The organism is Collimonas sp. OK242 (genome assembly GCF_900107095.1).
In the GTDB taxonomy this organism is placed as follows: Bacteria; Pseudomonadota; Gammaproteobacteria; order Burkholderiales; family Burkholderiaceae_D; genus Collimonas.
In genome coordinates, this window is sequence record NZ_FNOR01000002.1 from 288633 (window position 1) to 308221 (window position 19589).

Genomic DNA, 19589 nt, shown 5'->3' on the forward strand with positions numbered 1-19589 from the left:
GAGTTATTCGGGTATTTAGCGTCGGCCATCAAGCTATTGCAGCTTCGCGCTGGGTGGCCAGCTGCATGATCTTTTCTTGCGAAGCGTCGGCAGCGGCCAGTTCGCCGGTAATGCGGCCCTCGCACATGACCAGGATGCGATGGCTCATGCGCAGCACTTCGGGCAGCTCGGAGGAGATCATGACAATCGCTTTTCCTTGCTCCGCCAGGGTATTGAGCAGTTTGTAGATTTCGTTCTTGGCGCCGATGTCGATGCCGCGCGTAGGCTCGTCGAAGAACAAGATATCGCAATCCCGCAGCAGCCATTTGGCAATCACGATCTTCTGCTGGTTGCCGCCAGACAGCAGCCGCACCGGCTGATCGACTGAGGGCGTCTTGATGCTCAGCTGCCGGACATAAGCCCGGGCCGTATCGCGCATCGCGGCTTGATCCAGGAACAAGCCTTGTTTAAGAAAACCGTTCATGCTGGACAAGGCGACGTTGGTCTTGACGTCAAGCCCGGTGGCCAGGCCAAAATGCTTGCGGTCCTCCGATAGATAGCCGATGCCGTGCGCCACCGCATCCCGGGGCGACTTGATCGACACCCTGGCGCCGTGCACCAGGATCTCTCCGGCATCCAGGCGGTCGGCGCCGAAAATCGCACGCGCTACTTCAGTACGCCCCGCGCCCATCAAACCGGCAAAACCCAGGATTTCACCTTTGCGCAAGGTGAAACTCACATCCTTGATAGTTGCGCCCCGTTCCAGTCCTTTGACCTGCAGCACGATGTCGTTGCCGGATGTGTCGGGAATTTCCGGCCCGCTGTTGTCGAGCTGGCGTCCTACCATCATGCCGATGATGGTCTCCATGGAGGTAGTGGCGGTAGGAACGGTGGCGATGTACTGGCCGTCGCGCATGACCGTGACGCGGTTGGAGATTTGCCGCAATTCATCCATCTTGTGCGAGATGTAAATGATGCCGACGCCATGCGACTGCAGTTGCCGGATGATACGGAACAGATCCTCGATTTCAGCATTGTTCAACGCCGCCGTGGGTTCATCCATGATGAGCACGCGCGAATCGAATGACAGGGCCTTGGCGATTTCCACCATTTGCTGCTTGGCCACCGTCAATTCGCTCACCAGCGTACCTGGATCCAGATCCAGCCGCATGCGCTCGAAGATCATCCTGGTTTGCCGGTTCAGGGCATCTTCGTCGAGAAACAAGCCAAAGCGGCCGCGTGGCTCGCGGCCGATGAAGATATTCTGAGCGGCGCTCAGGTGGTTCATCAGGTTGAGTTCCTGATGAATGATGCCGATGCCCAGCATCTGGGCGGCACGCGGACTAGGAATATCAACCGGACGCCCGTCGATACGGATTTCACCGCTGTCCTTCGGGTACACGCCTGCCAATACCTTCATCAAGGTCGATTTTCCGGCGCCGTTTTCGCCCATGAGCGCATGGACTTCTCCGCGCCGCAGATCGAAGCGGCAGTTGTCGAGCGCCAGCACGCCGGGGAAGCGCTTGGTGACATTTTCCAGGGAAATAATGGTTTCCGACGCCGAAGACGACGTCGAGTCAGCTTCGCGAGCCTGCCTATCGTCTCTGGAATTTTCTGATTGCTGCATGTCCGCTCTCATGATGCACTGCCGGCTGTATCGCCAACGGCGCTAAATCAGTCTAATCAATCTATAAAAAAGCGCTAACAAGATGCGCTATCAAGATGCATTCAGGTCAAGGCACGGTCCAGATGGCTATAACCGCCGTCTACGTATACCCACTGCCCGGTCGTATGGGCGGCGCGCTGCGACAAAAGAAACACGGCAGTATCGGCAATTTCTTCTGCCGTGGTGAGGCGTTTTCCTAACGGTATCTTGCTCGTGATGGCGGCGAGTTTTTCTTCCGGATGATCGAAACTGGCGATCCAGCTCCGATACAGCGGCGTCATCACTTCAGCCGGAATCACGGCGTTGACCCGCACGCCATCGTTGGCCAGCGCTGCGGCCCATTCACGCGTCAGCGCCAGCTGACCGCCCTTGGAAGCGCAATAGCCGCTGGTGTTGCCCTGGCCGGTCACGGCGGTTTTGGAAGATATATTGACGATGGCGCCACGGCTGGCTTTCAGGTGCGGTACGCAGTAATGCGCCATCGTGTAGTAGTGAATCAGGTTCTTTTCAAGCGATTGCACAAAAGCAGCCCGGCCAGCGTCTAGCCCGACGTTGTCGTTGATGCCGGCATTGTTCACCAGGCCGTCCAGCTGTCCGAATGCTTCGATGGTTTGCGCCACGGCTTGCCGGCACTTGTCGTCATCCATCAGGTCGAGCTGGATAATGCGCGACTTGTCTTGCAACCCCAGCAACGCCGTCTTGAATTCAGGCGCCGGCTGGCTTTTGCCTAAAATGATGGGAATCGCGCCCTCAGCCGCCAGTTGCAGCGAGATCGCGCCGCCGATCCCCGCGCCGCCGCCGGTGACGATCACCACTTTTCCAGCTAAATGCAGATCCATCTTGCTGTCTCCATTTTCATTTGTTTTTATTTATTTTTTTGCACTTACTCTTTATAGGCCAACTGCCGGCAATTTCCGGCTGCCTGGCTGGATGGGCCAGGTATTGCGCCTGCTAGCCGCGAAACTGGTATTGCTGCAGCGACTCCGGTTTCATCGTAATCGAAAATCCCGGTGCGGTTGGCGGCATGTAGCTGGCGTTCCGTATGACGCAGGGATCGACAAAATGTTCATGCAGATGATCGACGTATTCGGTCACGCGCCCTGCCTTGCTGCCGGAAATGCATACGTAGTCGATCATCGACAGATGCTGCACATATTCGCACAAGCCGACGCCGCCGGCATGCGGGCATACCGGTAATTTGTATTTTGCCGCCATCAGCAGCACCGCCAGAATTTCATTGACGCCGCCGAGACGGCAGGAATCGATCTGCACCACATCGATCGCGCCACGCATGATGAATTGCTTGAAGATGATGCGGTTCTGGCACATCTCGCCGGTAGCAACCTTGACCGCGCCGATGCCCTCGCGAATTTTCCGGTGCCCTTCGATGTCGTCCGGGCTGGTAGGCTCTTCGATAAACCACGGCTTGGCAAAAGCCAGCTGTCCGACCCAGTCGATCGCCTGCTCCACTTCCCACACCTGGTTGGCGTCGATCATCAATTGCCGCTCCTGGCCGATCACCTCGCGGGCGATGGTGACCCGGCGAATGTCGTCCGCCAGGTCGCGCCCGACCTTCAGCTTGATGTGGTTGAAGCCGCTGTCAACCGCCTCCTGGCACAGCCTGCGCAATTTCTCGTCCGCGTAGCCCAGCCAGCCGGCAGAGGTGGTGTAGCAAGGGTAACCGCTTTCCTGCAGCGAACGGATCCGTTCAGCCTTGCCCGGAGCCTGCTCGCGCAGCAAAGCCAGTGCTTCTTCTGGCGTGATGCAGTCGGTCAGGTAGCGGAAATCGATGGCGCGCACCAGCTCTTCGGGAGACATGTCGGTCACCAGCTGCCACAAGGGCTTGCCTTCCGCCTTGGCCCACAGATCCCAGACCGCATTCACCACCGCGCCGGTGGCCAGGTGGATTGCCCCTTTATCGGGACCGATCCAGCGCAATTGGCTGTCGGAGGTGATGTGGCGCCAAAAGCGCCCCATGTCTGCACTGATCCATTCCAGCTTCAAGCCGATCACCAAATGTTCCATCGCCTTGATCGCAGCACAGCATATTTCATTGCCGCGGCCGATGGTGAAGGTCAGGCCGTGGCCTTCCAGGCCCGGCTGGTCGGTTTCCAGAATGACGTAGGCGGCGGAATAATCCGGATCCGGATTCATCGCGTCCGATCCATCCAGCATTTGCGAGGTCGGGAAGCGCACGTCCAGTACGCGTATCGATCGAATTGTGGTCATCGTGTTTCTCTTTTTCTAATTCAAAGTGAGATGGTGCGTTGGCGCTGCTCGCCCAGGCCGTCGATCCCGAGCCGCATCACCTGGCCGGCGCGCAGATAGACCGGCGGCTTTTGCCCGAGGCCGACACCCGGCGGCGTCCCGGTGGAAATCACATCGCCTGCCTGCAAACTCATGAAGCGGCTCAGATAACTGACCAGCGCCGGGACCTGGAATACCATGGTCGAGGTATTGCCGTTCTGATAGCGATGGCCGTCCACTTCCAGCCATAGGTTGAGTGCGTGCGGATCCGCCACCTCGTCGGCGGTCACCAGCCACGGTCCGAGCGGGCCGAAAGTGTCGCAGCCCTTGCCCTTGTCCCAGGTGCCGCCCAGTTCGAGCTGGTATTTACGCTCGGAGACGTCGTTGATCACGCAATAGCCGGCGACATGCTTGAGCGCATCGGCTTCATCGATATACCGCCCGCCGGTGCCGATCACCACGCCGAGTTCCACTTCCCAATCGGTCTTCAAGGAACCGCGCGGAATTTCGACGTCGTCGTCCGGGCCGCAGATGGCGCTGGTCCATTTATTGAACACCACCGGCTCCGCCGGCACGTCCATGCCGGATTCGGCGGCATGATCGGAGTAATTCAAACCGATGCAGATAAATTTGCCGACGGCGCCCACGCATGGCCCCAGACGCAGGTCTTGCTGCGGCGTGCCGGCAACCAGCGGCAGGCTATCCAGGTCCAAGGCGCGCAATTTGTCCAGTTCTTGCGGCAGCAGGTAGCGGCCGGCAATATCCGCGATCACACCGGACAAATCGCGTACGCGCCCCTGTGCATCCAGCACACCGGGCTTTTCCTGGCCTTTCTGGCCGTATCTCAACAATTTCATGGGTTCGCTTTCACAGTTAACGAGGTCGTATTCATTCTTGATTGGTATCAGTTCGACCAGCCGCCATCGACGAGATGAATGGTGCCGGTGGTAAACGCCGATTCATCAGAAGCCAGGTATAGCGCCAGGGCGGCGATTTCTTCGGCCTTGCCTACTCTTCCCATCGGCTGGCGGGCGACGAAAGCGGCCCGGACTGCGGCAATATCGACGCCTTGCTGGCGCGCCTGCTCCTGGATCCGCGCTTCCAATGAAGGCGACTCCACGGTGCCCGGACATATCGCATTGCATCTGATGCCCCGGGTGACGAAATCTGCGGCGACGGCCTTGGTCAAGCCGATGACCGCCGCCTTGGTGGTGCCATAGGCGAAGCGGTTGGGTACGCCTTTCACGCTGGATGCAGCCGACGCCATATTGATGATGGAAGCGCCGCCTTGCGCCAGCATTCCCGGCAGCAGCGCGCGAATCAGGCGGTACATGGAGGAAACGTTGATATCCCAGGAAAACTGCCAGTCCTGTTCCGTGCAATCCAGGATGCTGCCGTGATGGACATAACCGGCGCAATTGAACAGCACGTCGAAATGCGCACCTGTTTGCGCCAGTGCGGCCACCGCCTTGGCGTCGGTGACGTCAAGATGCTGTGTGACCAATGCGACGCCGTCAGCGCGGGCCAGCGCGGCAGTTTCGTCCAATGTGCTCTGATTGATGTCGGTAGCCAATACCTGCGCGCCCTCTTTGGCAAACATCAAGGCGCTGGCGCGCCCTATGCCTTGCCCGGCCGCAGTCACCAAAATGCGCTTTCCTTGTAATCTCATTAAAGCTGCCTCCAAATTGTTTTTCAGAAACCCGGATGATCTCTGTCGAGATCGGTCCATAGGTCCATTGGTTGGACCAATAATAAAGGTTAAATTTTGGCTTTGCAACAAAATAATTGCGCGCCATCTCCAGAATGCGCCGCAATCCAACTCAAGACCACGCCAGCACGCAACATTGCGTTTGGGCAATACTGTGCCACAATATACGGCAAATAATGAAGGCACAAGCTTCCCACCGAGGCGCTAACCGATCCCGATCCGCTATCATGACCAATACCACTGCCCTGGCGCCTGGCCGCCCGTTATTTCAAATCACCGGATTCCAGTTCCGTCTCTGGCCGGTTGTCCTGGCCGCCATCCTGATGCAAGCCATGCTATGGCCTGGCCGCGAAGGCGCACGCTGGCTGTTCAAGCACGGGGCGGACTTCTTTCATCATCAGATCTGGGCGTTTGTTGCGCTGGCAGAGCTGTTCCAGATCGCGGCAGGGCTGGCCGCCATCCTGCTGATGCGGCGCTGGTTGCCGCAGGCAGATGCCAACCTGCGCTGGCCGCCGGCCCGCAGCTATGTCGGCCTGGCCCTGCTGATCGGCGCCGGCATGGCCGCGATCATGCTGGTTGCCGATTATTGGCCTCAACTAATCACTCGCACGGCGCCCAAAAATGACTATGAAATGACAGCGGCCGGTATCCCGGGATGGCTGGCAGTGATGTTCGCCGCCGGGCCCAATGAAGAGATCATTTTCCGCGGGGTGCTGGTGGGCATGCTGACGGTGCTGGTGCCCGGGCGTGTGCGTCTGGGCCGGTTCGAAATTCCGGTTTCGGGCGTGATCGTCAGCCTGCTGTTCGGCGCGGCGCACTATGGCAGCTTCTTCAACGACCCGCTGTATCAGGCAATCGCCCAGCAACTCTACGCCTTTGCCTTTGGATTGACCTATGTTTGGCTGATGGAAAGTTCACGCAGCCTGCTCGCGCCTATGATCGCCCACGGCGTTGGCGACCTGCTGGAAGTGGCCGCGGTGATGCTGCTTTCGGTGGTTTGGACCTAAGTGCGGCACCTTCAAAGCGTTCCAGCCCATCATTGAGAGCAAAACAAAGCCTGGAAAGCAGCCAACGGCTGCCCGCTCGGTCATGCTTTAGCTTAACTGGCATTTCCCCCATATTTTACATATCCTTTAATCAGGATAAAGCCAGTCTCGCCATAGGAAACGAGATTGAAAATATGCCTGTCCAGACAGTCTTGTTGTGTCGGGAAACCAAACTCACGGAGACAAAAATGTTCAAGCATCTTCTATTACCGACAGATGGTTCGGCAGCCTCCGAAGCTGCGATTCGGCAAAGCATTCTGTTCGCCAAAGAGACCGGCGCCACGGTAACCGGCGTGCATGTGATCCCGGAATATCATGTATTCAGCCGCCACCTGCTGACGCTGACCGAGACCAAGGAACAATTCGACAAGGAAGGCATAGCGCAAGCCGACAAATTCCTTGACGCGATAAAGCGGGCCGCACAAGAAGCCGGGGTTCCATGCGACACGGAATATGTGGTCAGCGACCATCCTTATGAAGCCATCCTCAAAATGGCTGAAGACAAGGGATGCGACATGATCACCATGGCTTCGCATGGCAGGAAAGGCATGCGCGGGATCCTGGCCGGCAGCGAGACCCAGAAAGTGCTGACCCATGGCAAGAAACCGGTTCTGGTATTTCGCTAAGGACTAAGGTTGTAAGGCGCCCCCTATAAGGGATGGAAAAACGGACGAAAAATGGATAGGCCGCATATTTTTGCAAATCGGACAGAAGCAGCGGAAATCCTTGCTGTTCATTTACGTGAATACAAAGGGCGCCAGCCATTGATACTTGCCATTCCCCGTGGCGCAGTCCCTATGGGAAAAGTGATCGCCGATTTGCTGCTTGGAGAGCTGGACATTGTGCTGGTGCATAAACTTGGCGCGCCTTTGAATCGGGAACGCGCGATCGGCGCCATCGACGAAACCGGCTGGACTTATGTCCTTCCTTTTTCCGAAGAATTTGGCGAAACAGAAGCTTACCTAAAAGAAGAAAAGTCGCGCCAACTCCAGGCGCTAAGACAGCGCCGCAGGCAATACACGCCATTCAGGCAGGCGATCTCTCCGCGCGGTCGCACTGCCATTATCGTTGACGATGGGGTGGCGACCGGCGCGACCATGATTGCCGCATTACATGCAGTCCGGCAAAAACAACCTGCCGAGCTGATCTGCGCGGTGCCTGTGGCAGCGTCCGAAAGCCTCGAACAAATCAGGCCGTTGGCCGACAAGGTGTGTTGCCTCCATTCCTCCGCAAACTTCTTTGCAGTCCAGCAATTCTATCGAGATTATCGTCAAGTCGAAGATGACGAAGTGATCAGCATACTTTCGTCGAAACGCAGCGGTGAAAAATCCGAATCCGGCAATTAGCTCCAGACCAGCAACCCAGATCGCGGCCCCGCAAATTGTTACCCGATAGAAACCCTAAACGCGGCAACGGAATACCGCACCGCAAGCTTGGCAATCTAGCAAATACGGCGCTATGGTTTAGCTAAGTCTCGATATTCAGACTGTCCGCAGCGTTTCATTTAAATCCATCCGCTTGCCAGCTTGCCTGGTTGCCCTGAACACACATTGATTAGCAAAATAGGAAGCCGCATGAATTCAACTGCTGCACATCGTTTGAGCAAAGTGCCCGAAGTGACCTTGATCTTCTGGATCATCAAAATAGCCGCCACGACACTGGGTGAAAGCGGTGGCGACGCCGTGTCCATGTCGATGAACCTGGGTTACCTGGTGGCGACAGCTATTTTCGCCGCAATCTTTCTGGCCGCCGTGTTTGCCCAAATCAAGGCGAAGCAATTTCACCCTGCTCTCTATTGGGCAACCATCATTGCCACCACAACAGTCGGGACCACCCTGGCCGATTTTGCGGACCGTTCGCTTGGCATCGGCTATGCGGGAGGAAGTTCGCTGCTGCTCATCTTGCTGATGGGCTCGTTGGCCATCTGGTATCGCTCGCTCGGCTCGATCTCGGTCGACACCGTCAACTCGCCCAAGGCCGAGATGTTCTATTGGCTGACCATCATGTTTTCCCAAACCTTGGGTACGGCGCTGGGCGATTGGACCGCTGATACCGCCGGCCTCGGCTATACCGGCGCCGCGCTGGTTTTCGGCGGCCTGCTGGCGCTGCTGGTTGCCGCCTACTACCGGACCGCCATATCGCGCACCGCCTTGTTCTGGGGCGCATTCATTCTCACGCGCCCGCTCGGCGCTGTGGTCGGCGATTTCCTTGATAAACCGCTCAACGCCGGCGGCCTGGCGTTAAGCCGCTACTCCGCTTCGCTGGCGTTGTTCGCATTCATTCTGACCTGCATATTGTTTTTCCGGCAAAAACCCGCAAAACAAGGTCATTAAGGCAGGATTATTCACACAAGGCCTCGGGATGGCGGCGCGCTCTGTGCCGGCGCCCTCTTTTTTGCTGCGTCAAAATTAGCCTGGACATTTCGCACGGCAGTGCTAAACTGCGGCACATGGATACCCATACCGAAAAAAGCGAACTCACCCTGGCAGCCATTGTCGATACGGCATTGGATATGGTTGCCGCGCAGGGGCTGGAAAGCCTCTCTCTGGGTGAAGTCGCAAAACGGCTAGGCATCAGCAAAAGCGGCGTATTCTCGCGCGTCGGTTCACGCGAAGCCTTGCATGAAGCGGTGCTAAATGAATTCGACCGGCGTTTTGCCGCCGACGTGTTCGAACCCGCGATGACGCAGCCGCGCGGCCTGCCCCGCCTCAACGCGCTGGTGATGAACTGGATCTCGCGCGCCTGCAACGTCACCGGCTGCATCTATGTCGCGGGGGCTTTTGAATACGACGATGTTGACAGCCCGATGCGCGAGCGGCTGCAACATAATGTATTGCGATGGCGTGCAATATTGCGCCGCTGTGTCATCCAAGCGCTGGATGCCGGCCATCTGCGGCCCGATACCGATCCAGAGCAACTGGTATTCGAAATCTACAGCCTGATGGTCGGCCTGATGCACGACGCCCGTTTTCTGCGCGATCCCAAGGCGCAGGACAGAGTACGCAATGCCTATGAACGCCTGACCTCGACCTATCGCAGTTTCAACTATCACGCATAAACAAAGCCATGGCTGCATCGGATAGGCGATTTTATCAAACAAATTTCGCACGAGTGTGCGATAAAGGATAGCCATGTTGATTATTACCGGATGCATCGCTTTGATTGCCGTTGCCAGCCTGACTCTGTGGCGCTTGATCTGCCTGACAGGGCGATCCGTCCCCGACTGCAACGACGATTTCATCTTCTTTTGACCACACCTCAACCAGCCGCCTCATACCATATAGGGAAGTCTTCATGGACATGCATCCCGCCGCAAGCCAGCCGCTCGCCGCCAAGGCTCACGCAACTAGCAAAACTCCGGTCGGCAATCTGTTCAAATTGCTAAGGACTGGCGTACGCCTATCGCAATTCGTCGCGCCTAACCTGACTCACCGTATCGCCGCCCGCTTATTCTGCACGCCGATTCCGGGCAAGCTGGCGGCGCGCCATTTGATAGCGCCGCCCAACGTGCGTGTTGAATCCCTCTCTTTTGAGCGTGCCTCGATCACTCTCTATCACTGGCCGGCGCCGGAGAATGCTCCGCAACTGCTGATGACCCATGGCTGGGCCGGCTGGGGTTTGCAAATGACCGCCCTGGCCGACGCCTTGAGCGCCGCCGGCTGGGCCGTGGTGCTCATCGACCAGCCGGCGCACGGGCGCAGCTCGGCCTGGAGCAGCACGCTGCCGCAGTTTGTACGGGCGCTGGCTTATGCCGCCGCGCACCTTGGCAGGGTTCAGGCACTGCTCGGGCATTCCATGGGAGGCGCAGCCGCCTGTATTGCGGCGGCGAACGGCTTGGGATTGGGGCTGGCGCTAGACAAACTGGTTCTGATTGCGGCGCCGGTTTCCATGCTGCAGGCAACGCGTGACTACGCCCTCGCCTTCGGCATCCGTGAAAATGTCCGCGCAAGCATGGTTTCCTATCTCGAAGCACGCGAAGGGATGCTCTTCGAACGCATGGGCGCCGCCCAAGTCGCACCGCGGGTAGGCACGCCTACTCTGGTGATACATGATTGCGACGACAGCATCGTGCCATTTCGCGCGGCCCAGCTGCTGATGGAGAAATTACCCGATGCGCAGCTGCTCAGCACGCGCAACCTGGGACATCGCCGCTTGTTGAAAGACCCGGGCGTGATAGAAGCGACAAGGCAATTTCTCAGGCTTGAAAAAACAGCAGCCGCTTAGTCGCCGTTCGATGCTTCACGATTGCTTGCGCCAGACGCTGGCCAGCCATGGCTGCTGCTCGCGCGGCAGGCCCTCGGGCCGGTAGTAGTGTTCAAGTTCGGAGAAGCCGGCGTCGGACATGAAATGCCGCCATGCCGCGAGATCGTGATAACTGCCGTAACGCCCGCTGTTCCAGCCTTCCTGGTTGCCGCCGCGCGGGTTGGAGCTGAACAACACGCCACCAGGTTTCAGCGTTGCATGGAATTGACGCAGGACGCGCGGCAGTTCCTGGCCGGGGATATGGAACAGAGCCGCGTTGGCGAAGATGCCGTCGAAACGAGCGTCCGGCAAATCGAGCTTGAGAAAATCCTGATGCCAGACTTCGCAGCCGCTGTCCGCCCGCGCCATCTCGACGAAACGCGCAGCGCCTTCGACGCCGACCGCAACGTGGCCGAGCTTGCTGAATGTGCGCAGGTCGCGCCCCGGGCCGCAGCCGACATCCAGGATCGAGAACGGCGGCGTGCCTTCGATATGGCGCAGCAGTGCGGCAATGTTCTGGCTGACGTCGTGGTCGCGGGTGCCTGCGCGGAAATCTTCGGCACGCTGGTTGTAATGCTCCAGGGTCAGAGCGGCAATTTTTTCCAGATCTTCAGGCGGTAGTATCATGTCTGGTACTGTAGCGCATGGACGAAAATTATCCAATATGGAAAGCGCAGAACTGGCTGGTTATCTGGTTATTGCGCAGTTATTGCGCTGCAGCGTCGATATCAGATGATATCGACGTCTTCCCCGAAAGGGGCCGATCCGTAAGCGAAGGAGTCAAATGCAATGTCTACGAACCAAGCAAAGTTTGTGTGGTACGACCTCATGACCAGCGACACCAAAGCCGCCGAGTCTTTCTATAAGAGCGTGGTCGGCTGGAACATGCAGGATGCCGGCATGGGCGGTCCTCCCTACACCATACTATCGGCCGGGACCATCATGGTCGGCGGCCTGATGCAGATCCCGGAAGAAGCACGCGCCATGGGCGCGCGGCCTGGCTGGAACGGCTATATCGCCGTCAGCGATGTCGATGACTACGCCGGCCGTGTCGTGGCGGCAGGCGGCACTATCCGTCGCCCTCCGCAAGACATTCCGGGAGTCGGCCGCTTTGCCGTGGCGGCAGATCCGCACGGCGCGGGATTTTTCTTATTCAAAGGCAATGGCGAAGCCCCGCCGGCGCCGGCGGTTGCCGGCACCCCGGGGCATATCGGCTGGCATGAATTGCACGCCGGCGACATGGAAAGCGCTTTCGCCTTCTACGCCGGCCTGTTCGGCTGGACCAAGGCAGAAGCGATAGACATGGGGCCGCTGGGCGTCTACCAGACCTTCGCCACCGGCGGCGCGCCGATCGGCGGCATGATGACCAAAACGCCGGACATGCCCGTCACTTGCTGGCTGTATTACATCAATGTCGAGGCCATCGATGCCGCTGTTGCGCGCATCAACCAGGGGGGCGGCAAGGTCGTCATGGGCCCGCATCAGGTTCCCGGCGGCAGCTGGATAGTCCAGGGCCTGGATCCGCAAGGCGCCATGTTTGCCCTGGTCTCGGCGCAGCGCTAGACAGGGACGATGTGCCGGTCTACCCCTCGACCGGCATCTATGCCTATCCTTCGGTCCTTCAGCCGCGGAAATAGCGCGCCGGGGTAAACGGCATCTTGACTACTTCGACAGGCACGCCCTTGCCGCGCACCATGGCCTGCAGCAGCTTGCCGATTTGCGCATGGGCGCTATCGACATAGCCCATTGCTACCGGGCCGCCCAGCGTCGGCCCGAAACCGCCGCTGGTGATCTTGCCTACTTGCTTGCCGTCGGCGTCGACCAGTCCCGCCCCTTCCCGCGCCGGCATGCGATCCTTGAGCAGCAGGCCGACCCGTTTGCGGTCGACGCCTTGTTCAAGCTGGCGCGCGATCACTTCGGCGCCAGGATAACCGCCGGCACGGGCGCCGCCGGGGCGCCGCACCTTGGACAAGGCCCAGCCCAGGCTGGCTTCGACCGGCGTGGTGCTGCCATCCATGTCGTGGCCGTATAGGCACAATCCGGCCTCCAGCCGCAGCGAATCACGCGCGCCGAGACCGATAGGCGCCACCTCCGGCTGCGCCAGCAGCAGCCGCGCCAAGGCTTCAGCCCCGGCATTCGGCACCGAAATTTCAAAGCCGTCTTCGCCGGTATAACCGGAACGGCTGACAAAACAGTCGCTTCCTGCCAAGGTAAATTTAGCAGTCTGCATGAAGACCATTCGCGCGCTGTCAGGAGCGATGCGCGCCATCACGGCCGCCGCCGCCGGCCCTTGCAAGGCGAGCAAAGAGCGATCGCTCAATTCCTCGATTTGACAGAGGCCCGACAGATGCTCCCGCAGGTGTGCGGCATCTTGCTGCTTGCAGGCGGCATTCACCACCAGGAACAGGTGATCGCCGGCATTGGCAACCATCAAGTCGTCGAGAATACCGCCTTGCTGGTTGGTAAACAGTGCATAACGTTGCTGGTTCGCGGGCAGATCGACAATATCGACCGGCACCAGCGATTCCAATGCAGCGGCGGCGCCGGCGCCGCTCAGGCGCAATTGGCCCATGTGCGAAACATCGAACAGGCCGGCCTGGCTGCGGGTGTGGTTGTGTTCCTTGAGAATGCCGTTCGGATATTGCAATGGCATTTCGTAGCCTGCGAACGGCACCATCTTGGCGCCCAGTTCCAGATGCAATTGGTACAGCGGTGTACGCGCCGCTGGGGCGGCGTTGCCGGTATCACTCATGAAAAATGTCCTTTATCAATTGGCAGGGCGAGCAGTTGTGCCCACCCTGCTTGTGTACCTGCGGCCTTATTCGTAATCCGACAGCGGCGGACAGGAACAAACCAGATTGCGGTCGCCATAGACGTTATCGATCCGCCCTACCGGCGGCCAATACTTGTTCTGGCGCAGCGACTTCAACGGAAAGACAGCCTGCTCGCGCGAATACGCACGCGTCCATTCATCGGTCAAATCCTGGGCGGTATGCGGTGCATGCCGCAGCGCCGTCTGCTCTGCCTTGATATCGCCATTTTCTACGGCCCTGATCTCTGCGCGAATCGCGATCATGGCGTCGCAGAAACGATCCAGCTCTTCCTTGGATTCGCTTTCGGTCGGCTCTATCATCAGGGTGCCGGCTACCGGGAACGACATGGTAGGCGCATGGAAACCATAATCGATCAGGCGCTTGGCGACGTCGTCCACCGTAATCCCGGTCTTGTCCTTGAGCGGCCGCAGGTCGATGATGCCCTCGTGCGCCACCAGGCCGTCGCTGCCGCTGTACAAGATCGGATAATGCGGCGCCAGCCGATGCATGATGTAATTGGCGTTCAGGATCGCCAGCTCACTCGCCTGCCGCAAGCCCTGCGCACCCATCAGCGTGATATATGCCCAGGTGATTGGCAGGATGCTGGCGCTGCCCCAGGGCGCTGCGCAGACCGGTGCAATACCTTTTTCCAGCATGCGGTGCCCCGGCAGGAAAGGCGCCAGATGCGCCTTGACGCCGATCGGACCGACGCCAGGCCCGCCGCCGCCGTGCGGAATGCAGAAGGTCTTGTGCAAATTCAGATGCGACACGTCGCCGCCGAATTTTCCTGGCGCGCACAAACCGACCATGGCGTTCATGTTGGCGCCGTCGATATACACCTGGCCGCCATGGGCATGGACGATTTCGCAGATCTCGCCGATGGCTTCTTCGAACACGCCGTGGGTCGACGGATAAGTAATCATCAGAGCGGCCAGATCGTTGGCGTGCTGGTCTGCCTTGGCGCGCAGGTCGGCGACATTGACGTTGCCTTGCTCGTCGCATTGCACCACCACCACTTGCATGCCGGCCATGTGCGCAGTAGCCGGATTGGTGCCATGCGCGGAACTCGGGATCAGGCAGATATTGCGTTCGCCCTGGCCGCGGCTCTGGTGATAGGCGCGAATCGCCAGCAAGCCGGCATATTCGCCTTGCGAACCGGCGTTAGGCTGCAGCGATACCGCATCGTAGCCGGTGCAGATGCATAGCATTTGCTCCAGGTCGGCCACCAGTTGTTGATAGCCCTGGGCCTGGTGGAGCGGCGCGAACGGATGCAGCGCGCCGAATTCCGGCCAGGTGACCGGGATCATCTCGGTAGTGGCGTTGAGTTTCATGGTGCAGGAGCCGAGCGGTATCATGCTGCGGTCGAGCGCCAGGTCCTTGTCTGCCAGCGCGCGCAGGTAGCGCAGCATCTGGGTTTCCGAATGATGGCTGTTGAACACCGGGTGCGTCAGGAAAGCGCTGCTGCGCATCAGCGGCGCCGGGATCCGTTCTTCAGCGCCGGCTTCCAATGCGTCGAACGAAGGCAGCGGCTTACCGACCGCGAAGATACTCCACAACGCCTCCACATCCGCGCGCGTGCTGGTTTCATCCAGCGCAATGCCGACGCTGCCATCGTCGATCAGCCGCAGGTTGACCGACTGGCTGCGCGCAGCCGCGTGGATATCCTGGGTGTGGCCGCCGGTATGCACGGTGATGGTGTCGAAGAAGCTGGCGGTTGGCACCGGATGGTGCAGCAGACGCAAACCCTCGGCCAGAATCGCGGTCAGCCGGTGCACTCGTTGCGCGATCGTCTTCAAGCCGTGCGGGCCGTGGTAGACCGCGTACATGCTGGCGATATTGGCCAGCAATACCTGTGCGGTGCAGACGTTGCTGGTGGCTTTTTCACGGCGGATATGCTGCTCGCGGGTTTGCATCGCCAAGCGATAGGCGGGTTGGCCGCGGCTGTCGATGGAGACGCCGACCAGTCGCCCCGGCATCACGCGCTTGTGCGCATCCAGCGTAGCGAAATACGCGGCGTGCGGACCGCCATAACCGAGCGGCACGCCGAAGCGCTGGGCGCTGCCGACCACCACGTCGGCGCCAAACTCGCCCGGCGGCGTCAGCAGAGTCAATGCCAGCAGATCGGCGGCCACCACCACCAGCGCTTGCTTGCCATGCGCCAGACGCGCGGCGGCGGCATAGTCGTTGATCTCGCCGTTCAGGGTCGGGTATTGCAGCAGCACGCCAAAACAGTCGAGCCGCTCCAGGTCCTTGAGATGATCGCCGACCACCACCTCGACCCCGATCGGCGCGGCGCGGGTGCGCAGCACGTCGATGGTTTGCGGATAGCAGTCCTGCGAAACGAAGAAGATGTTGCTCTTGCTTTTAGACAGGCGCTGGCAAAAGGTCATCGCTTCGGCTGCCGCGGTGGCTTCGTCCAGCAAGGAAGCGTTGGCGATTTCCATGCCGGTCAGGTCGCTCACCATGGTCTGAAAATTCAGCAGCGCTTCCAGCCGCCCCTGCGATATTTCAGGCTGATACGGCGTGTAGGCGGTATACCAGGCCGGGTTTTCCAGCAGATTGCGCAAGATCACGGTCGGCGTATGGCAGTTGTAATAGCCCATGCCTATATGCGATTTGAACAGCTGGTTCTTGCCGGCGATCTGGCGCAATGCCGCCAGCGTTTCCGCTTCGCTGCGCGGAGAGCCGAGCTTCAGCGGCTGCCGCTCCAGGATGGCGGCCGGGACTATTTTCTGTATCAATGCTTCGATCGAAGCGAAACCGAGCATTGACAGCATGGTCTTTTGCTGGGAGTGATCCGGACCGATATGGCGTTCAATGAAATCGGCATGTTGCGCCAGATCTTCAAGAGCAGGCCGTGATTGTGTCATGGGTGCATCCTTCATGTTGTGAACGGGAAAAGGCGGCGTTAGCTTGGGTTTGCTTGTGCTTTACGCTTGGCCTTTGATCATCGCAGCGTAGGCCGCTTCATCCATCAAACTGTTCAACTCGGCGATATCGTTCACTTTCATTTTGAAAAACCAGCCCGCGCCCAAGGGATCTTCATTGACCTTGCCAGGTTCGTCGGCCAACGTGGTATTGATTTCGACTACTTTGCCGGCAACCGGCATCATGATTTCACTTGCGGCCTTGACCGATTCGATCACAGCCGCTTCGTCGCCCTGGGCCATTTCGCTATCGACTTCCGGCAGTTGCACAAAAACCAGGTCGCCCAGATGCCCTTGTGCGAAATCGGTAATGCCGACTGTCACCAGACCGTCGTCCTCAACGCGCAACCATTCATGCTCGACGGTATATTTCACCTGACCCATGCCAATCTCCTTTATAAAAACCATGATATTCAAATTACCCATTCGAATTTTACGACCGAAACGCCTTGCATGATACTGCGATACGCTGCGATCCGACATGGCGGCTATCCGCGACACTTAAGCGTAACGAGCTAAGCTATTGATTCTTTGAGAATTATCCGCAAATGGGACAAAGACGAGGTGAAGATGCCAGAAAAAGACTGCAGAAAAGGCCGGAGGGATTTAACGATAGAAAGTGCTAGGTATATGCTGCCGAAATGTTTTCTATTTTGAGCAGGTATCTTCTCCATTTCTCGCCCTCCCAGAGTGACGTCAATTTCACGTCTGCTCTGGAAGACGAAATTTCAGGAGAAACCCGGTTTAATTAAGCGTCGATCTGCCATCCCACAATGTCTTCCAGGAATTCTCTTTTGCCAGCAAGCCGATCACGGAACATAAAGGCTTGAAGAATATTTCACGCAAGACCCAGCCTTTCCAGTTACCTGTTGGGCGGACACGCATTTGGTAGGCAATATCCTCGATAAACCAGGTAACAGGAATTTGTGCGATTTTTGCGAAGATAGGATACTTCTGCATCAGGCGTACATAAGGAACGCCCCAGAAATGATAGCCACGCAGAGTACGTTCCGAGAAATTCTGCTTGCTGTAAAGTACGTCCGCGCGCCAAAGATCCATGTCGACGCTGCCGATCCGGCACAGTTCCGTGCAAATAACCTTATCGCTAGGCGCCCATATCTGGGCTTCTTGTGTTTTCAAGAATTTCATATGATTTCCTATGTTAACTATCTATAGTTTCTTGCAATCAGAACTGCATTGCTGCCGCCAAAAGCAAATGAATTCGATGCTGCATATTCAAGATCCTTCACCGGCATTCCCCGCTGTGGTACGTAATTCAAATCGCAAGCGCTGTCCGCCTGCGACCAATGCGTAGTGGGCGGCACAATCTGCGTCTTTAACGCAAGAATAGTGGCAATCATTTCTACGGCGCCGGTCGCGCCCAATAAATGTCCATGCGCCGATTTGGTACTGCTGACAGGAATGCGGTAAGCATGCTGGCCGAGCATCTCTTTGATCAGATCCGTTTCAATCGCGTCGCCTACTTTAGTTGCCGTACCGTGCGCATTGATATAGCCGATTTTTTTTGGAGCAATATCCGCATCCGCCAAGGCGCGACGAAAAGCCAGTTTCTGTCCTTGCAAATCCGGTTTGGACAAAGACTTGGCATCATTGCTTACGCCATAACCGACGATTTCGGCGATTGGCTGGGCGCCGCGCTGCAAGGCATGCTCCAACGACTCCAGCACCAGCACCCCTGCCCCCTCCGCCAACGCAAAACCGTCGCGATCAGCGCTAAAAGGGCGGCAGCCAGTGCCAGGAGAATCGCTTGATTCCTTGCACAGCACTTTCATGTCTATCCACGACTGGATGATAGCCGGAAGCAATAACGCTTCAGCGCCGCCAGCCAGCGCAACATCAAGATAGCCATCGCGGATGCGGCGAAAAGCTTCGCCGATGGCGACGCTTGATGAGGAACAAGCGCTTGAATAGGTTTGGGATTCGCCTTGTATGCCATACCGTAAGCCTATATGGGAGGCCGGCGCATGCGTCATCGCCGCCAGCACGATCAGCATCTTTTTCTGGGGCGTGATCTTATAAAAATCGAAATAGCCTTCTTGCAAGGATTCGGCTCCGCCCATCCCGGTACCAAAGAAAACGCCGGCTGATTCACCAAGCGGCAACGAGAGCGTACTGCCTGCCGAGTCTATGGCTTGCTTGGCGGCGATGATCGCCATTTGGCTGACACGGTCGAGTTGCCGGTTTTCCGATACGGAAAAATGCGCCGCCATATCCACATCGACGACGCCGAAACCTCGTGTCGCGCTTAATTCGTCGACCATGCGTATGCCAGTTGCGCCGGAGATCAGGTTCGAGAAGAAATCTTCTACGTTATTGCCCAGCGGAGTGACCGCGCCCATGCCGGTAACAACCACCCTGCGCGCAGCATGTCCGTTCATTGCGCGAGTCCCGGTTTTTGCAGCTCCGCTTCCTGTGCTTCCGTGTTTTGCAATTCTGTTTCTTGCGCTTCCGTTTTCTGCAACTCCGCTGCCTGCGATTTCGCTTTTTTTAATTCTATTTTTTGTCGATGCTTCTGATATTGCAGTAAAAACGCCTCCGCCAGTTCGTCGATATCCGCCGGAAACGCGTCCATGCTGGTATCTTCAAAATCCAGGTCAAAACCATAATGTTTCTCCACGAGCAACTGGACTTCGACCATAGCCAGCGAGTCAAAATTCTCGATTAAAGTATCGAATTTCTTGCCCGACAATATTAATGCCTGATCGACGCCCATGTACTCGCTGACCAATGCCGCTATCTGGCTTTTTACTTCATCAAGCGTTAAGTCTGGCTTCATTTTTCAGTTCCGGTAAATATCAATAACGTATTAGATGACCTGCCCTAGCCTGACCAGTTGACAGCCATGTCCGTGAGCGGAGCAGCTTCTCGTGTAGCAGTTTTACTTAATCTTGCATAGACTGCAAGCTATCTTAATTGCAACTAAACCGCAACCGCTGCCTG

The 19589-nt window shown here is 57.9% G+C and carries 20 protein-coding genes; 7 read left to right on the forward strand and 13 right to left on the reverse strand.

Annotation, left to right across the window (positions count from 1 at the left end; genetic code table 11):
* Positions 1-28: 28 nt before the first annotated feature.
* The 5 genes from BLV81_RS02935 to BLV81_RS02955 all read right to left on the reverse strand — a co-directional run bounded on the left by BLV81_RS02935 (position 29) and on the right by BLV81_RS02955 (position 5561).
* Positions 29-1606 carry a sugar ABC transporter ATP-binding protein gene (locus BLV81_RS02935; RefSeq protein WP_092352220.1) on the reverse strand — a complete coding sequence of 526 codons (1578 nt, stop codon included), beginning with the start codon at positions 1604-1606 and terminating at the stop codon, positions 29-31.
* A gap of 101 nt (positions 1607-1707) precedes the next feature.
* On the reverse strand, positions 1708-2484 hold the full coding sequence (locus tag BLV81_RS02940; protein ID WP_092352222.1) for an SDR family oxidoreductase: 777 nt from the start codon (positions 2482-2484) through the stop codon (positions 1708-1710).
* 112 nt (positions 2485-2596) lie between these two features.
* A complete protein-coding gene (locus BLV81_RS02945) occupies positions 2597-3874 on the reverse strand; it encodes an L-fuconate dehydratase (RefSeq protein WP_092352224.1) in 1278 nt (425 codons plus the stop codon).
* Between the two features lie 20 nt (positions 3875-3894).
* Positions 3895-4749 carry a fumarylacetoacetate hydrolase family protein gene (locus tag BLV81_RS02950; protein WP_092352226.1) on the reverse strand — a complete coding sequence of 285 codons (855 nt, stop codon included), beginning with the start codon at positions 4747-4749 and terminating at the stop codon, positions 3895-3897.
* Between the two features lie 47 nt (positions 4750-4796).
* Positions 4797-5561, reverse strand: a complete 765-nt coding sequence (locus BLV81_RS02955; protein WP_092352228.1) for an SDR family oxidoreductase — start codon at positions 5559-5561, stop codon at positions 4797-4799.
* 266 nt (positions 5562-5827) lie between these two features.
* Here BLV81_RS02955 and BLV81_RS02960 point away from each other — a divergent pair, with 266 nt between their 5' ends.
* From BLV81_RS02960 to BLV81_RS02980, 5 genes are all read left to right on the forward strand, one after another.
* Positions 5828-6607: a CPBP family intramembrane glutamic endopeptidase gene (locus BLV81_RS02960; protein WP_092352230.1), complete on the forward strand. Its 780-nt coding sequence runs from the start codon at positions 5828-5830 to the stop codon at positions 6605-6607.
* 227 nt (positions 6608-6834) lie between these two features.
* Entirely contained in the window at positions 6835-7272 is a 438-nt protein-coding gene (locus BLV81_RS02965; protein WP_092352232.1) for a universal stress protein, read from the forward strand.
* Positions 7273-7323: 51 nt separating this feature from the next.
* Positions 7324-7992, forward strand: coding sequence for a phosphoribosyltransferase (locus tag BLV81_RS02970; RefSeq protein ID WP_092352234.1), 669 nt, complete (start codon positions 7324-7326; stop codon positions 7990-7992).
* Positions 7993-8220: 228 nt separating this feature from the next.
* The gene (locus BLV81_RS02975) at positions 8221-8979 is read left to right on the forward strand and encodes a COG4705 family protein (RefSeq protein WP_092352236.1); all 759 of its coding nucleotides are present in this window, start codon (positions 8221-8223) and stop codon (positions 8977-8979) included.
* Positions 8980-9095: 116 nt separating this feature from the next.
* Positions 9096-9704: a TetR/AcrR family transcriptional regulator gene (locus BLV81_RS02980; RefSeq protein WP_092352238.1), complete on the forward strand. Its 609-nt coding sequence runs from the start codon at positions 9096-9098 to the stop codon at positions 9702-9704.
* 34 nt (positions 9705-9738) lie between these two features.
* Here BLV81_RS02980 and BLV81_RS23465 read toward each other — a convergent pair whose 3' ends face one another.
* Entirely contained in the window at positions 9739-9942 is a 204-nt protein-coding gene (locus BLV81_RS23465; protein ID WP_143036256.1) for a hypothetical protein, read from the reverse strand.
* On the opposite strand from BLV81_RS23465, the gene BLV81_RS02985 reads away from it, so the two are divergent.
* Positions 9941-10870 carry an alpha/beta fold hydrolase gene (locus tag BLV81_RS02985; protein ID WP_092352240.1) on the forward strand — a complete coding sequence of 310 codons (930 nt, stop codon included), beginning with the start codon at positions 9941-9943 and terminating at the stop codon, positions 10868-10870. The two genes, BLV81_RS23465 and BLV81_RS02985, sit on opposite strands and share 2 nt — an antisense overlap.
* Positions 10871-10885: 15 nt before the next feature.
* Here BLV81_RS02985 and BLV81_RS02990 read toward each other — a convergent pair whose 3' ends face one another.
* On the reverse strand, positions 10886-11515 hold the full coding sequence (locus BLV81_RS02990; protein WP_092352242.1) for a class I SAM-dependent methyltransferase: 630 nt from the start codon (positions 11513-11515) through the stop codon (positions 10886-10888).
* 162 nt (positions 11516-11677) lie between these two features.
* On the opposite strand from BLV81_RS02990, the gene BLV81_RS02995 reads away from it, so the two are divergent.
* Positions 11678-12451 carry a VOC family protein gene (locus BLV81_RS02995; RefSeq protein WP_092352244.1) on the forward strand — a complete coding sequence of 258 codons (774 nt, stop codon included), beginning with the start codon at positions 11678-11680 and terminating at the stop codon, positions 12449-12451.
* A 58-nt stretch (positions 12452-12509) separates the two neighbouring features.
* Here the strand turns inward: BLV81_RS02995 and gcvT are convergent, their stop codons facing one another.
* The 6 genes from gcvT to BLV81_RS03025 all read right to left on the reverse strand — a co-directional run bounded on the left by gcvT (position 12510) and on the right by BLV81_RS03025 (position 19425).
* The gene (gene gcvT, locus BLV81_RS03000; RefSeq protein ID WP_092352246.1) at positions 12510-13640 is read right to left on the reverse strand and encodes a glycine cleavage system aminomethyltransferase GcvT; all 1131 of its coding nucleotides are present in this window, start codon (positions 13638-13640) and stop codon (positions 12510-12512) included.
* Between the two features lie 66 nt (positions 13641-13706).
* Complete coding sequence (gene gcvP, locus BLV81_RS03005; protein WP_369823787.1) at positions 13707-16586, reverse strand: aminomethyl-transferring glycine dehydrogenase; 2880 nt, start codon at positions 16584-16586, stop codon at positions 13707-13709.
* A gap of 45 nt (positions 16587-16631) precedes the next feature.
* Positions 16632-17012 carry a glycine cleavage system protein GcvH gene (gene gcvH, locus BLV81_RS03010; RefSeq protein WP_092352370.1) on the reverse strand — a complete coding sequence of 127 codons (381 nt, stop codon included), beginning with the start codon at positions 17010-17012 and terminating at the stop codon, positions 16632-16634.
* Between the two features lie 360 nt (positions 17013-17372).
* Complete coding sequence (locus BLV81_RS03015) at positions 17373-17777, reverse strand: hypothetical protein (RefSeq protein WP_092352248.1); 405 nt, start codon at positions 17775-17777, stop codon at positions 17373-17375.
* A gap of 17 nt (positions 17778-17794) precedes the next feature.
* On the reverse strand, positions 17795-19027 hold the full coding sequence (locus BLV81_RS03020) for a beta-ketoacyl-[acyl-carrier-protein] synthase family protein (protein ID WP_092352250.1): 1233 nt from the start codon (positions 19025-19027) through the stop codon (positions 17795-17797).
* Positions 19024-19425 (reverse strand): hypothetical protein, encoded by a 402-nt coding sequence (locus BLV81_RS03025; RefSeq protein WP_092352252.1) that lies wholly within the window; start codon positions 19423-19425, stop codon positions 19024-19026. The genes BLV81_RS03020 and BLV81_RS03025 overlap by 4 nt, the downstream gene beginning before the upstream one ends.
* Positions 19426-19589: the final 164 nt, after the last annotated feature.